This is a genomic window from Amycolatopsis sp. (assembly GCF_025464955.1).
Lineage (GTDB): Bacteria > Actinomycetota > Actinomycetes > Mycobacteriales > Pseudonocardiaceae > Amycolatopsis.
This window is the reverse complement of the sequence record NZ_JAODNM010000117.1, coordinates 198736-212780: the sequence shown is the minus strand read 5'-3', so window position 1 is coordinate 212780 and position 14045 is coordinate 198736. Positions and strand designations below refer to the sequence as shown.

13 protein-coding genes are annotated in these 14045 nt (G+C 67.5%); 8 read left to right on the top strand and 5 right to left on the bottom strand.

Going from position 1 to position 14045, the window contains the following annotated elements:
- The first annotated feature begins 215 nt into the window (after positions 1-215).
- Entirely contained in the window at positions 216-1313 is a 1098-nt protein-coding gene (locus tag JWQ81_RS28775) for an S-(hydroxymethyl)mycothiol dehydrogenase (RefSeq protein WP_297546393.1), read from the top strand.
- A gap of 4 nt (positions 1314-1317) precedes the next feature.
- Complete coding sequence (locus JWQ81_RS28770; RefSeq protein ID WP_297546391.1) at positions 1318-1947, top strand: gamma-glutamylcyclotransferase family protein; 630 nt, start codon at positions 1318-1320, stop codon at positions 1945-1947.
- 10 nt (positions 1948-1957) lie between these two features.
- Here JWQ81_RS28770 and JWQ81_RS28765 read toward each other — a convergent pair whose 3' ends face one another.
- Both JWQ81_RS28765 and JWQ81_RS28760 read right to left on the bottom strand, forming a co-directional pair.
- A complete protein-coding gene (locus tag JWQ81_RS28765; RefSeq protein ID WP_297546390.1) occupies positions 1958-2752 on the bottom strand; it encodes a maleylpyruvate isomerase family mycothiol-dependent enzyme in 795 nt (264 codons plus the stop codon).
- A 65-nt stretch (positions 2753-2817) separates the two neighbouring features.
- On the bottom strand, positions 2818-4440 hold the full coding sequence (locus JWQ81_RS28760) for an FAD-binding oxidoreductase (RefSeq protein WP_297546389.1): 1623 nt from the start codon (positions 4438-4440) through the stop codon (positions 2818-2820).
- A gap of 118 nt (positions 4441-4558) precedes the next feature.
- Between JWQ81_RS28760 and JWQ81_RS28755 the strand changes: the two genes are divergently transcribed.
- The 6 genes from JWQ81_RS28755 (at position 4559) to JWQ81_RS28730 (ending at position 9756) form a co-directional block, all read left to right on the top strand.
- Positions 4559-5158, top strand: a complete 600-nt coding sequence (locus tag JWQ81_RS28755; protein WP_297546431.1) for a TetR/AcrR family transcriptional regulator — start codon at positions 4559-4561, stop codon at positions 5156-5158.
- Complete coding sequence (locus JWQ81_RS28750; protein ID WP_297546387.1) at positions 5155-6684, top strand: glycerol-3-phosphate dehydrogenase/oxidase; 1530 nt, start codon at positions 5155-5157, stop codon at positions 6682-6684. Before JWQ81_RS28755 ends, JWQ81_RS28750 begins: the two co-directional genes overlap by 4 nt.
- 148 nt (positions 6685-6832) lie before the next feature.
- Complete coding sequence (locus JWQ81_RS28745; protein ID WP_297546386.1) at positions 6833-7102, top strand: helix-turn-helix transcriptional regulator; 270 nt, start codon at positions 6833-6835, stop codon at positions 7100-7102.
- Positions 7103-7374: 272 nt separating this feature from the next.
- A complete protein-coding gene (locus tag JWQ81_RS28740) occupies positions 7375-7647 on the top strand; it encodes a hypothetical protein (protein ID WP_297546384.1) in 273 nt (90 codons plus the stop codon).
- Complete coding sequence (locus JWQ81_RS28735; protein WP_297546382.1) at positions 7640-8551, top strand: ABC transporter ATP-binding protein; 912 nt, start codon at positions 7640-7642, stop codon at positions 8549-8551. Before JWQ81_RS28740 ends, JWQ81_RS28735 begins: the two co-directional genes overlap by 8 nt.
- Complete coding sequence (locus tag JWQ81_RS28730; RefSeq protein ID WP_297546379.1) at positions 8548-9756, top strand: ABC transporter permease; 1209 nt, start codon at positions 8548-8550, stop codon at positions 9754-9756. The genes JWQ81_RS28735 and JWQ81_RS28730 overlap by 4 nt, the downstream gene beginning before the upstream one ends.
- A gap of 337 nt (positions 9757-10093) precedes the next feature.
- On the opposite strand, the gene JWQ81_RS28725 is transcribed toward JWQ81_RS28730, so the two are convergent.
- The 3 genes from JWQ81_RS28725 to JWQ81_RS28715 all read right to left on the bottom strand — a co-directional run bounded on the left by JWQ81_RS28725 (position 10094) and on the right by JWQ81_RS28715 (position 14032).
- The gene (locus JWQ81_RS28725; protein ID WP_297546376.1) at positions 10094-11449 is read right to left on the bottom strand and encodes a deoxyribodipyrimidine photo-lyase; all 1356 of its coding nucleotides are present in this window, start codon (positions 11447-11449) and stop codon (positions 10094-10096) included.
- Between the two features lie 120 nt (positions 11450-11569).
- Positions 11570-12886: a citrate synthase gene (locus JWQ81_RS28720; protein ID WP_297546375.1), complete on the bottom strand. Its 1317-nt coding sequence runs from the start codon at positions 12884-12886 to the stop codon at positions 11570-11572.
- Between the two features lie 195 nt (positions 12887-13081).
- A complete protein-coding gene (locus JWQ81_RS28715; RefSeq protein ID WP_297546373.1) occupies positions 13082-14032 on the bottom strand; it encodes a carbohydrate kinase in 951 nt (316 codons plus the stop codon).
- Positions 14033-14045: the final 13 nt, after the last annotated feature.

The window sequence follows — 14045 nt, the reverse complement described above, 5'->3', positions numbered from 1 at the left end:
TCCGCAACCATCGCAACTCGCCGTCGAGTTGCGGTAGTTAGGGTCCGCAACCATCGCAACTCGCCGTCGAGTTGCGGTAGTTAGGGTCCGCAACCATCGCAACTCGCCGTCGAGTTGCGGTAGTCGTGCCCTGCGGGCGGGTGATATCGCCAGGGGTGCATGGTTCGTGGTTAGCTGCGAGCGAAGCGCAACGTAGCTGGAAGGTGGTCGCAAGCATGCCGTACGAGGTGCAGGGAGTCGTGTCCCGCGCGAAGGGTGAGCCGGTCTCGCTGGAGACCGTGCTGGTGCCGGATCCGGGACCCGGGGAGGCGGTGGTCTCGATCAAGGCGTGCGGGGTCTGCCACACCGACCTGCACTACAAGCTGGGCGGGATCAACGACGAGTTCCCGTTCCTGCTCGGGCACGAGGCCGCCGGGTACGTCGACAAGGTCGGCGAGGGTGTCACGGACATCGCGCCCGGTGACTACGTGATCCTGAACTGGCGCGCGGTCTGCGGAACTTGCCGTGCCTGCAAGCGCGGTAAGCCGTGGTACTGCTTCTCGACACACAATGCCACGCAGCCGATGACGCTGACCGACGGCACGAAGCTCAGCCCCGCGCTCGGCATCGGCGCGTTCCTCGAGAAGACGCTCGTCCACAGTGGACAGTGTACGAAGGTGAACCCGGACATCGAGCCCGCGGTGGCCGGCCTGCTCGGCTGCGGGGTGATGGCGGGGCTCGGCGCGGCGATCAACACCGGCGCGGTGACCAGGGGCGACTCGGTGGCCGTCATCGGCTGCGGCGGCGTCGGCGACGCGGCCATCGCGGGTGCGACCCTGGCCGGCGCGACAACGATCATCGCTGTCGACCAGGACGACCGGAAGCTCGAATGGGCGAAGGGCTTCGGCGCCACGCACACGCTCAACACCAAGGGCAAGAGCGAGGACGAGGTCGTCGAGGCGATCCAGACGCTGACGAACTCGTTCGGCGCCGACGTCGTCATCGACGCAGTCGGCCGCCCGGAGACGTGGCGTTCCGCGTTCTACGCGCGCGACCTCGCGGGCACCGTGGTGCTCGTCGGCGTGCCGACCCCGGACATGCGGCTGAACGACATGCCGCTGATCGACTTCTTCTCCCGCGGCGGGCAGCTGAAGTCCTCCTGGTACGGCGACTGCCTGCCCTCGCGCGACTTCCCGGTGCTGGTGGACCTCTACCTGCAGGGGAAGTTGCCGCTGGACAAGTTCGTCACCGAACGGATCTCCGTCGACGGGGTCGAGGGTGCGTTCGACCGCATGCATCACGGCGACGTGCTGCGCAGCGTGGTCGTCTTCTGAGGCCATGAAGCTCTTCGACGACAACGAATTCCCGGCTGAGCCCTACCCAGGGGCTCGGCCGGTGTTCTCGTTCGTCCACCACGACGGCGTGGGTCACTCGCTCGACACCGCGCCCGAGGGTTGGCGAGAGCGGCAGGCCGTGCTCGCCTACGGCTCGAACGCGTGCCCTTCGAAGATCACCTGGCTGCGCGAGTCGCTGGGCCTGCCTGAGCCGGTCGTCGTGGTGCGCGCCGAATGCACCGGGCTCGCCGCGGTGTGGGCGTCCGGACTGCGCATCCGCGACGGCCAGCGCCCGGCCACGCTCGCCGCGATGGCCGAGGTCACCGAGCCGCATGCCGTCTGGTTCGTGACGCCGGAGCAGCTCGCCGTCCTCGACGTCTGCGAGGGCCGGGGCACGCGATACGACCTCGCGCGCGTGCACACCGGCACAGTCACCCTGGACGACGACACCGTGCTCGACGAAGTCCTGGCCTACGTCGGCGCGTCCGAGATCCGCCTGCCGCTGCTGGTCGGCGGGCGCCCGGTCCGAACGGCCGAAGTCCCCCAGCGCACGGCCTTCTCGCTCGACGGCGTGCCCGCCGCCTCTCACGGCCTCGACGTCACCCTCCTCCCCACTACGCGACCTCTCCCCTAGCGTCGGCGCGTCAACCGAAACTGACCATCTCAAGCCAGTTGTCGAACACGGCCTTGTCTCCGAGCACCTCGGCATCCGCCTGCTCGACGGTCTTGCGGCGGTAGATGATCAGCAGCAGGTCGGTCAGCGGGGCGCGGACGGCGACGGTGGCCTTCTCGTGCGCGCGACGCCAGGCCAGGTTGTCTCCGGTCAGGTCTACCAGCCACTCCGCAGTGAGCTCCGGGGCAGTGTCCGTGGCGTGGAAGTGCAGGGTGTGCCCGTGCCCGAGCAGCTCCCGCTTCTCCGGCTGAAACTCCAGCATCGCCGGCAGGGAGCCGAGATGCATCCACTCGTCGACGCTGTCCAAGGCGACTTCGGTGTCGAGGATGTACTCGGCGCCGAGAGCCAGCGTCGCGTCCGCCCGATGCATGACGGTCTCGTGCGCCATCCGACGCGAGTAGAACGACGCATCCCCACCCAGGAACGGGTAGTTCCAGACCTGGGCACCCGGCCCTGCAGCCTTCAGCGTCTCCGCGAGCCGAGCGGCGCCGTCGGTGAGCCAGGGCCCCACCACGTCCGGGTCCTCGTTCGCGTAAGCCGAGAGGTCGCGGAAGAACTCATCGTCCGGGCGCTCGTCCGCCCGGGTGCGGACGATCTCATCGACCCACTGGTGCGCACCGCCGAGGTGGCGCAGCAGTTGGCCGACGTTCCACCCGGGGCAGGACGGGACCGGCACGGTCAGGTCCGCGCCCTTGATGGTGGACGTCAGCAGCCCGATCTGGGTGACGATCTCATCGGCGAGCTGATCGTGTGTGGTGTGAAGCATGCCGACAAACTAGCGCCGACCACCGACAAAAAGCGACTGGTGTTGTGTGATTGGAGTTTCGTCGCTCAGGTGAGAAGTTTGCCCGGATTGAGGATGCCCGTCGGGTCGACGGCGGCCTTCGCCGCACGCAGGACGTCGATGCCGAGCGTACCGATTTCCGCCTCCAGATACGACGCGTGATCGACGCCGACGGCGTGGTGGTGCGAGATCGTGCCGAGCCCGTCGATCGCTTCGCAAGCCGCCCGTTTGGCTCGTTCCCACTGGCCGATCGGGTCGTCCGAGTCGCGCGCGGTCAGCACGGTGAAATACAGCGAGGCGCCCATTTCGTACGCGTGCGAAACGTGGCACATGACGATCGGCGAGCCCAACGACTTCGTGAGCGCGTCGCGAACCTCGTCCCGCAGCTGGCTGAGTTTCGACCAGTGCGCCGCGGTCTCGAGCGTTTCGACGCACACACCGTTGTCCAGCAAGGCATCCCGCTGACGCGGTCCGGAGAATCGGCCGCGCCGCCACGATTCACCCAGCGTCCGACCCAGCCGCAGCGCGCCCGCCTTCTTCAGCAGCCGTCCCGTTTCCCGGCGACGCGCTGACACTTCGCGGGTCGACTGCCCTTCGAAGCCGACGATGAGCAAGCACGGTTCGAGCACGCCGCGGGTGTCCAGGTACCGCCTGAGCGCGGACGTCTTCCAGCCGGCGTTCAACGAGAGCGACACCTCGGTCTCGTCCACATCGGACAGTCGGATGACGTCGGCCGGCACCCGGTGCTGCGCCAGCGTGCGCACCGCGGCCGAGCCGCGCTCCCAGCCGTCGAGCACGTAACCGGTGTAGTGACGCACCAGCGGAACCGGCCGCACGCGCACCGCGACCTCGGTGATCACGCCGAGCGCGCCCTCGCTACCGACGGCGAGTTGTCGCAGGTCAGGACCCGCGGCCGACGCGGGCGCCACGCCGAGGCGCCACTCGCCGCGCGGAGTCGCCAGCCGCACGCCGGACACCATGTCCTCAAACCGCCCGTAACCGGCGGACGCCTGACCAGCCGACCTCGTCGCGGCGAACCCGCCGATGGTCGCCCGTTCGAATGACTGCGGCACATGGCCGAGCGTGAACCCGTACGCGCCGAGGAGGCGCTCGGCGTCCGGCCCGCGCACGCCGGCCTGCAGCACCGCGATCCTCGACACCGGGTCGACCGAAACCAGCCTGTCGAGCCGCGCCAGATCCAGTGTGACCACGGCGTCCTTACTCCCGCGCAGCGCGCTCACGCCGCCGACCACGGACGTCCCGCCGCCGAAGGGCACCACACCGACGTCGTACCGGGCGCAGATCTCGAGCACCCCTTGGACCTGTTCCGGGTCAGCGGGCAGCACTACGGCGTCGGGCACCGGGAAATCGCCCTGCCCGCGGCGACGCAAAAGGTCCAGATAGGACAGACCGCTCGCCCGCCCCAGCCGGTCCTCCGGCGCGGTCAGTACGTGATCGACGCCCAGCAAGACGGCCATTTCTTCGCGCGCGGACTCGGGCAAGCGCGACTCCGGCACAGCGGGTTCGACGTCGGGGGCGGCCGGTGCGCTGGACTCCGTCCGACCGATACGCTCTGCAAGCCAGCACAACGCCTTGGCCGGCAGGTGAGCCGCGTCGCCACCCTCAGCTGTCCAAGATCGGCGAAGCCGGTGGTCGATTATGTCGTTCACGGTTATAGTGTGACACATGCTCGTCCAACGTCACTTCGCGCCGGCAGCAGCCGCTGTCGACGTTGCAGACCCGAGGGATGAGTCAGTGGACGAGAACGGATCCCCGCAGCCCAGCAGCTTGGCGGACACCCGGACCAGGCAGACCGCCGTCCGGGTCTCCGACGACGCGCTGCTCGACGCCGCACGCACGTGCGTACTTGCTGTCGGCGTGCGCCGCACCACCCTCGCCGAGATCGCCAGAACGGCCAAGGTCAGCCGGATGACGCTGTATCGCCGGTTTCCCGACGTCAACAGCGTGCTCTCGGCGCTGATGACCCGCGAGTTCGGCGGCCTGCTGCGGCGCGCGAGCGTCGAGGGCGAAACCGCGTCCACCGCGCGCGAGCGGCTGGTGGTGAGCGCGGTGGCGGCGATCAGCGTCCTTTCCGCGGACGAACTGTTCCGCACTCTGCTCGACCTCGATCCCGAGCTCGTGCTGCCGTACATCGTGAAGCGGCTCGGGGCCACGCAGCAGTACGCCGAGCAGGTCATCCTGGCCCTGGTCAGGGCGGGCCACCTCGACGGCTCGATCCGGCGGGCCCCGGTCGAAGCGCAAGCCCGTTCCGTACTACTGGTGGTCCAGTCGTTCGCGTTCTCCCTCCGGCCCGCGACGGCCGACGTCGACGAGACCGCGCTGCTCACCGAGCTCAGCCACGTACTCGACGCGGCGCTGCGGCCATGATCACCGGCTCGCTCAACGCCGTCCGCCGCGGGCGCGAGCTCGACGCGCTGGCCGGCGGTGAGCGAGTCGATCTCGCGGTGGTCGGCGGCGGAGTCACCGGCGTGGGCATCGCGCTGGACGCGGCGTCGCGCGGGCTGTCCGTTGCCCTGATCGAGGCGCACGACCTGGCTTTCGGCACGTCACGGTGGTCGAGCAAGCTGGTCCACGGCGGCCTGCGGTACCTCGCCAAGGGCGATTTCGGGCTGGCCTACGAAAGCGCGGTCGAACGCGGCATCCTGATGACTCGCACGGCACCGCACCTGACGCGGACCATGCCGCAGCTGTTCCCGTTGTATGACAACACTTCCGGCGCCCTGATCGCGACCGGCTTACGCGCCGGGGACGTGCTGCGCCGGATGGCGCGAACGCCGTCGTCGATCTTGCCCGGACCGCGGACGATCCCGGCCGCCGAAGCACTGGCCCTGGCACCCGGCCTCGATGCTACCCAGCTGCGCGGGGCACTGCTCTCATACGACGGCGCGCTGGTTGACGACGCGCGGTTGGTGGTGACGCTCGCGCGTACGGCGTCGACGTTCGGCGCGCGGATCCTGACCCGGTTGCGGGCGACGGCGTTGACGGCGAACCACGTCCAGTGCCGCGACGAGTTGTCTGGACGGGACGTGGAAATCGCCGCCAAGCAGGTGGTGAACGCGACGGGCGTCTGGGCGGGGCAGCTGACGCCGTCGGTGACGCTGCGGCCTTCGCTGGGCTCGCATCTGGTGCTTTCCGCCGAAACGGCCGGCGTCGGCGCGTCCTCCGTGAACATCCAGGTTCCCGGCGAGCGCAACAGGTTCGTGTTCCTGCTGCCACAGCCCGACGGGCGCGTCTACTTGGGACTGACCGACGAACAGGTCGACGGCGAGATCCCGGACATACCGACCGCGCCAGAGTCCGATGTGGACTTCCTGCTCTCCCTCGCTTCGTCCGCGCTGACGCGGAACCTCACGCGCGACGACGTCATCGGCACGTTCGCCGGGCTGCGCCCGTTGATCGACCGCGAGGGCCGCAGTGCCGACCTGTCCCGCAAGCACGCCGTGCTGACCGGCTCGGACGGCGTCGTGACAATCGTCGGCGGAAAGCTCACGACGTACCGGAAGATGGCCGAAGACGCCGTCGATACGGCCGTCACTGTCGCGAATCTCCACGCCGGACCTTCGCGCACCGCACAGCTTCCCTTGCTAGGAGCTGCACCGCGCGCGAAACTGTCCCAAGTGGACGCCGCCCCGCGCCTCGTCGCGAAGTACGGCACCGAGGCCCCGCGCGTCGCCGCGATCGGCTACCTCGACCCGACACTGGCCGAGCCGCTCTGCGCCGAAACCGCGATCACCGCGGCAGAAGTACTGTGGGCCGTCCGACACGAAGGCGCCCTCGACGTCGACGACGTCCTCCAGCGCCGCACGCGTCTCGCCCTCGTCCCCACCGACGCCGCCGCGGCCGAACCCCGGGTCCGCGAGCTCGTCGACAAAGCCCTCACAGGCCTTTCGTAGGGCCTCACCGAGGATCCCTCGGGCCACCGGCGGCGAGTCCCACATTCGCCGAGCCGAGTCCCACACTCAGGGCCACAGGGGTGACCTGAGCAGACCTTGAATGTTGCATAGACTTGACGTGTCGTTGGGTTTTTGCAACACTTCGTTCATGAGTCCGGTACGACGCGGCAAAGAGCTGCCGATCCACAACCGGCTACAGGTGCTCCGGGCGGAGCGCGGGCTGAGCCGGGCAGCGCTGGCCACAGCCGTCGAAGTCAACCCGCAGACCATCGGGGCGCTGGAGCGCGGGGACCACTATCCGAGTCTCGACCTGGCCTTCCGCATCTGCGGGGTGTTCGACCTGCCGGTCGAAGCGGTGTTCAGTCGCGAGCCGTTCACGCCACTGTCCACTCAGGTCTATCACGAGGGGGGACGATGAAATCCGTACGAGAAAGGCTGCATCCGGCCTGGGAGCGACACCTGGAGCGGATGAGGGCATACGAACTCCGCAGCGCCAAAAGGCTCCCCTCATGGCGCACCCGACAGCGACGCCGGCGTCTGGCGCTTGTGCTACTGCTCGCGGTCGCCATGATGATCACGGGAGCCGCACTGCTTGACGCACACAGCATCTGGATCTTCTTCGCCCTGTGGCTAGGAGGTTGCCTCATCTGGATTGTCGCGTGGGGGCTTCTGCGTACCCTGACCGGCCAGATGACCAGCTCATTCTCCTCGCTGTTGGATGAGCGGGAACGCGAGTGGCGGCACCGGGTCACCTACTTCGGCTTCTACGTCACCATCTTCTTGATGCTGGCGGCGATGCTCTACACGATGATCATTTCGAACCAGGCTGAAGGAGCGATGCGGGGCGCGACGATGATGGGCGCACTGGCCTTCGTGGGCACGACGATCCCGACCGCAATGCTGGCTTGGACGCTGCCGGACGACGACCCGGAAGACCTGCTGGAGGAGTCCGACCATGCCTGACCGCACACTCGAGATCGACCGGGTCTCCAAGCGCTACGGGGAAATCGTCGCTCTCGACGACGTCTCGTTCGACGTGCGCGCCGGCGAGCTGTTCGGGTTCGTCGGCAGCAACGGCGCCGGCAAGACCACGACCATGCGCATCGCGCTGGGGGTGCTCGCGGCGGACTCGGGGGAAGTCCGCTTCGACGGCGATCCGATCACACACCAGACGCGCACCCATATCGGGTACATGCCTGAGGAACGCGGCCTGTACCCGAAAATGAAGGTGCTCGACCAGCTCGTCTACCTGGCCGAGTTGCACGGACTCACCGCAAACGAAGCACACCAGAGCGCCGAGAACTGGATTTCGCGGCTGGGCCTCAAAGACCGCCGCACCGACGAGGTCCAGAAGCTCAGTCTCGGTAACCAGCAACGGGTCCAGTTGGCCGCCGCGCTCGTCCACGACCCGAGCGTCCTGGTCCTCGACGAGCCGTTCTCGGGGTTGGATCCGCTCGCCGTGGACGTGATGTCCGAAGTACTGCGCGAAAAAGCCGCCACCGGGGTACCGGTCATCTTCTCCAGCCACCAGCTCGACCTGGTGGAGCGGCTCTGCGACCGCGTCGGCATCATCCGAAGTGGACGGTTGGTGGCTTGCGGAACCATCCAAGGCTTGACGTCCAGGGCAACCAGCCATCTCGTCGTCACCGCACCCGCCGCGCCGCCGGGATGGGCGAGCAACCTCCCGGGTGTCCGGATCGTGTCCGACCAAGCCGGGACCGTAGTGCTGGAAATCGATGCCGCCGCGGATGACCAGATCGTCCTGGCGACGGCGTTGAGCACCGGGCCGGTGACCGAATTCAGCCGTCGACGTCGTTCGCTGAGCGACTTGTTCCGCGACGCCGTCGCAGAAAGGAACCCGGCATGAACACCCCAGGAACCCGCCGGCCGGTGACCCCGCTGAACGCGATCCGCCTGGTCGCCAAACGCGAACTCAATACTCGACTGAGGACAAGGGCCTTCCTCTTCGGAACAGCGGTGATCCTGGTCGTCGCCGCCGGGTACTTCCTTTTGCAGGCCACCCTCCTGTCCAATTCCGGCCACAGCAAGATCGGGCTGACCGGGCAAGCCACCGGAATCTCGGACCAGCTCAAGGCCGCGGGCCAGCAGGTCGGCAAGACCATCGACACGGTCAGCGTCAAGAGCGAGGAAGACGGCAAGGAGGAGGTCAAGAACGGTGACCTCTATGCGTTGCTGTCCGGCAGCGCGTCCGATCTGCAGGCCTACACAAAGTCCAATTTGGACGCGCAGATCCATTCCGCGCTCGACTCGGTCGCCCAGCAACAGGTGCTGAACGCCGAACTGCTCGAGGCACACCTGGACGGCCCGCAGGTGCTGAGCACGGCGTCCGCCGCACGCGTCAGCGTCACGTCGATCACCCCGGCGGACCCCGACCGCGACCAGCGGCTGATCATCGGTGTGATCATGGTCTTCCTGCTGTACATGAGCATCACGACGTACGGAACCCTGGTGGCGCAAGGGGTCGTGGAGGAGAAGTCGAGCAGGGTCGTCGAAATCCTGCTGTCCACGGTGAAGCCATGGCACCTCATGCTCGGCAAGGTGCTCGGGCTCGGGCTGACCGGGCTGATCCAGCTCGTCATCCTGGCGGGAGCCGGACTGGGGATGGCAACGGCGAGCGGGACGTTGAGCGTCTCGGGGGTGGCGATCAGCACGCTCCTGTGGGGACTGCTGTGGTACATCCTCGGCTTTTTCCTGTACGCCACCGTTTTCGCCGCCGCGGGGTCGCTGGTTTCCCGGCAGGAGGACGCTCAGTCCGTGCTGACGCCGGTGACCATGGTGCTGGTGATCGGGTTCATCGTCGGGCTGAACCTGATGCTGCAGAGCCCCGACAGTTCGGCGACGACCGTACTGTCGCTGATCCCGCTGCTGTCTCCCGTGCTGATGCCTGGCCGGATCGCGGCGGGGCTGGCGCCCGGCTGGCAGATCGGACTGTCCATTGTGCTCACGATCGCCCTGATCGGGGTACTGACCTGGCTCGCCGGCCGGATCTATCGCAACGCGGTCCTCCGCACCGGCAGCCGCGTCCGCCTCCGCGACGCCCTCCGCGCCTGACCAGCGAAGGCACTTTTCCGGCTCTTGTGTCGTATGTGTGGGTCCGGACGCCTCAGTGGCTGGTGAGGTTCTTGAGGTCAGCGGGTGTGGTCGGCTGTCAGTGAATGTGGGACTCGTCGGCCTGAACGTGGAACTCGCCGGGCCGGAGTGTGGGACTCGCCGACGCGCTGTGCGAGTCCCACATTCAGCGAGGGCGAGTCCCACACTCAGACCGACGAGTCCCACACCCAGCTCCGGACACCGCCCGTCCCGGCCCTTGCTGCGGTAAAACGCAGCCAGTCCACAGCAACCAGCACCCACACAGACGACCGAAGACCCACTTTTCCACAAGAGTGCCCTACTTGATGGCTGCGTAGCGGGTTAGGGCGACTTGGCGTTCGTGGGCGTGGTCGACGATCGGGTCCGGGTAGCCTTTGGGCTGCCCGGACCCCGGTTTCCACGGCTGATGCACGGCTTTCCCTTCGACACCGCGAAGTTCCGGCACATACTTCCGGACGTAGTCGCCGCGTGGATCGAACTTCTCGCCTTGCGTTGTCGGGTTGAAGATCCGGAAGTACGGCGCAGCGTCGGTTCCGGAACCGGCCACCCACTGCCAGTTGAGCTGGTTGGACGCGAGGTCGCCGTCGACGAGATAGCACATGAAGTGCCTCGCACCCGCCCGCCACGGCAGGTGCAAGTCCTTGACCAGGAAACTCGCGACGACCATCCGGACTCGGTTGTGCATCCAGCCCTCCGCCAGCAGTTGCCGCATACCGGCGTCGACGATCGGGTACCCCGTCCGGCCTTCGCGCCACTGGTCGAACGAGCGCCGGGCGGCGGCACCGGTGTCATACTGGATCGCGTCGAAGCGTTCGTCGTAGTTGTGGCGCGCGGCTTTGGGCTTGTGCCACAGGACATCCGCGTGGAACTCGCGCCAGGCGAACTCGCCGCGCAACGCCAACGCACCAGCCGACTCGTCGCCTGCGATGTCCGCGAGCAGCGTGCGCGGGTGGACGCAACCCCAGCGCAGGTACGGCGACATAGCGGTGGTGGCTGGCCAGTCGGGCCTGTCACGGCCCTCGCCGTACTCCTTGACGCCGTCCTCGCAGAAGTCCTGCCACACGTCGACCGCTGCCTTTTCGCCAGGCGAGGGAAGAGTCATCCCGCCAAGATCCGGCGATTCCGGAATCGTCAACGGCTTCGACGGCTTGATCCAGTCCACTGTGGACTCACTCGTGTCGGCGGGCGGGCGCCAGCCGTGCCGGACCCATGCGCGATAAAACGGCGTGAACACGCGGTACGGTTCACCGTCCGGCTTGAGCACTCGCCCCGGCGCGACGGCGTATGGCGAACCCGTCTCGACCCACTCGACGCCCTGCTCCGCCAACGCCTTCGCGACTTCCCCGTCGCGACGACGTCCATAAGGTGCGTAGTCAGCGCTGACGTGGACACTCGACGCGCCGATCTCGCGCGCGACCGCCGGGACGACGTCAACCGGATTGCCCTGCCGCACCAACAACTTGCCGTCGAGTTGGGCGTTCAACGCCCTCAGGCAGCCGCGCAGGAACGCGATTCGCGGCGTCCCGGCAGGTGCCAGCAGCGCGTCGTCCAGCACGTACAACGCGAGGATGTCTTTCGTCCGCGACGCGGCTTCGAGCAGGGCCGCGTGGTCACCCAGCCTCAGATCCCGCCGGAACCACAGCACACTCGCCATCGCCTCAGGCTAAGTCCCGCCCGCAACCTCCGCGCGTTGGATCCCAGAGACCCCTCGGGGTCACCCTCGTGGCGTTGAACGCCACGAGGGTGGCCCCGAGGGGTCTTGCGTGAGCCGGGATCAGCGCTCGGTGATACCGATGTAGTCGCGGGTCTTCTCGCCGGTGTAGATCTGCCGCGGGCGGCCGATCTTCGTCGCCGGGTCCTGGATCATCTCGCGCCAGTGCGCGATCCAGCCGGGGAGCCGGCCGAGCGCGAACAGCACGGTGAAGAACTTGGTCGGGAAGCCGAGCGCCCGGTAGATGAGGCCGGTGTAGAAGTCGACGTTCGGGTACAGCTTGCGCGAAACGAAGTAGTCGTCGGAAAGGGCGACTTCCTCGAGCCGCTTCGCGATGTCGAGCAGCTGGTCGCCGCCGGCGAGCTTGCCGAGGATCTCGTCGGCGGTGTTCTTGATGATCTTCGCGCGCGGGTCGTAGTTCTTGTAGACCCGGTGCCCGAAGCCCATCAGCTTCACGCCGGCTTCCTTGTTCTTCACCCGCTCGACGAACTTGTTGACGTCGCCGCCGTCGTCGCGGATGCCCTCGAGCATGTCGAGCACGGCCGCGTTCGCCCCACCGTGCAGCGGGCCGAAGAGCGCGTTGATGCCCGCCGAGATACTGGCGAACAGGTTGGCCTCGGACGAGCCGACGAGCCGGACCGTCGACGTCGAGCAGTTCTGCTCGTGGTCGGCGTGCAGGATGAACAGCAGGTCGAGCGCCTTCGCGACCTCGGGGTCGACGTCGTAGGGCTCGGCCGGGAGACCGAAGGTCATGCGCAGGAAGTTCTGTACCAGGCCGATCGAATTGTCCGGGTACAGGAACGGCTGGCCGACCGACTTCTTGTAGGCGTACGCGGCCAGCGTCGGCACCTTCGCCAGAAGCCTTATGGTCGACAGCTCCACGTTGGGTTCGTCGAACGGGTTCAGCGAATCCTGGTAGAACGTCGACAGTGCGGACACCGCGCTGGACAGCACCGGCATCGGGTGCGCGTCACGCGGGAAACCGCCGAAGAAGGCCTTGAGGTCCTCGTGCAGCAGCGTGTGGCGCTGGATCTTCTCGGTGAAGTCCGCGAGCTGGGCCGTGGTCGGCAGCTCGCCGTAAATCAGCAGGTAGGAGACCTCGATGAAGGTCGATTTCTGGGCCAGCTGCTCGATGGGATACCCGCGGTAGCGCAGAATCCCTTCGTCGCCGTCGATATAGGTGATGGCGGAGGACGCCGCACCGGTATTGACGAATCCGGGGTCGAGGGTGATGTACCCGGTCGAAGCGAGCAGTTTTCCCAGCTCGATTCCGGGAGCGCCTTCGACCGGGCGGACCACTTTGAGCTCGTGCTCGCCACTGGGCAGGCGCAGCGAGACGGTGTCGCCGCCCGTCTGTCCCGCAGTCGTCGCGTCGGACATACAAGTCCCTCTCACGGTCGCACGGGCCGGTGGCGCCTGTAGGTTCCACAGGTAGCCATATGTTCACGCGAGGAGGCCATGGGCCTCGCTGCACACCGACGCCGTTGGGGTATGAATTCTTCACACCACGCTAGTCGAAAACGTGGTGCTCGCGCAGCCGCAGGGTTGTTCTGAGGGGTCCCTTTGGGACAAGGTTCACACGGTGGATGCCATGTCGTGCTCTGTCGGGGGCTCCGCACCGCTCCGGGACACTGTGATCGATGCCGCTTTCGCCGCATAAGCGAGCGCTTCGGCCCAGTCCGCAGCGCCCAACGACGTGAGGTCGCGCACGTCACGTTGGTGCAGCCACGCCAGCAGCGAGCCCTGCACGGTGTCCCCCGCGCCGATGGTGTCGACGACGTCCACGCGCCGCGACGGCACGGAAGCCACTTCGCCCGCCGAGGTGATCACAGCGAGGCCGTCCGAACCGCGGGTGAGGACGACGGCGTCGACACCTGAGTCCACCCACGCCTTCGCGGCGGCCACGGCGTCCGTCACGTCGTCGCCACCGGTCAGCCACTCGGCGTCGTCGTCGGAGAGCTTGAGGAGCCGGACATGCGGCAGCCACGACGTGAACCGCTCCCGGTACGCGCCGGCGTCGTCGATCAGCGCGGCCCGGATGTTCGGGTCGAGCGCGGTCAGCGTCCCGCGCGCGGATTCGCGGTGCAGGATCGACTCGTACGCGCTGACCCCGGGCTCGAGCACCATGCCGAGCGTGCCGAGCGAAAGCATGGTGACGTCTTCGGGCAGCTGGCCCTGGTCGGCGAACAGCCTGTCCGCGGTGCCCTGCGTGTAGAACGTGTAGTGCGCGGAGCCCTTTTCGTCGAGCGCCACGACGGCCAGCGTCGTCGGCTCATCACCCCGCTGCACCAACGTCGTGTCCACATCGGACGCGCGCAGCCGGTCGATCAGCGCCTCGCCGAACCGGTCCGTCGACACGCGCGAGAGGAATGCCGACGGGACACCGAGTCTGCTCGCGGCGAGCGCCACGTTGTAGGGACCGCCGCCGAGCCGCGGAAGCAACGCCCGCAACCCACCGTCCACAGTAGACTCAAGGGGTTCCCCCGGGACAAGGTCGACCAGCGCTTCTCCACCCACCACAATCACGGGCGTGATGCTA

What these genes read in the sequence shown, in the direction of transcription:
- JWQ81_RS28730 (WP_297546379.1), top strand. Translation starts at nt 8,548, where the DNA reads ATGAACACCCCAGGAACCCGCCGGCCGGTGACCCCGCTGAACGCGATC.
- JWQ81_RS28735 (WP_297546382.1), top strand. Translation starts at nt 7,640, where the DNA reads ATGCCTGACCGCACACTCGAGATCGACCGGGTCTCCAAGCGCTACGGG.
- JWQ81_RS28740 (WP_297546384.1), top strand. Translation starts at nt 7,375, where the DNA reads ATGACCAGCTCATTCTCCTCGCTGTTGGATGAGCGGGAACGCGAGTGG.
- JWQ81_RS28725 (WP_297546376.1), bottom strand. Translation starts at nt 11,449, where the DNA reads ATGGCGAGTGTGCTGTGGTTCCGGCGGGATCTGAGGCTGGGTGACCAC.
- JWQ81_RS28720 (WP_297546375.1), bottom strand. Translation starts at nt 12,886, where the DNA reads ATGTCCGACGCGACGACTGCGGGACAGACGGGCGGCGACACCGTCTCG.
- JWQ81_RS28745 (WP_297546386.1), top strand. Translation starts at nt 6,833, where the DNA reads ATGAGTCCGGTACGACGCGGCAAAGAGCTGCCGATCCACAACCGGCTA.
- JWQ81_RS28770 (WP_297546391.1), top strand. Translation starts at nt 1,318, where the DNA reads ATGAAGCTCTTCGACGACAACGAATTCCCGGCTGAGCCCTACCCAGGG.
- JWQ81_RS28775 (WP_297546393.1), top strand. Translation starts at nt 216, where the DNA reads ATGCCGTACGAGGTGCAGGGAGTCGTGTCCCGCGCGAAGGGTGAGCCG.
- JWQ81_RS28765 (WP_297546390.1), bottom strand. Translation starts at nt 2,752, where the DNA reads ATGCTTCACACCACACACGATCAGCTCGCCGATGAGATCGTCACCCAG.
- JWQ81_RS28750 (WP_297546387.1), top strand. Translation starts at nt 5,155, where the DNA reads ATGATCACCGGCTCGCTCAACGCCGTCCGCCGCGGGCGCGAGCTCGAC.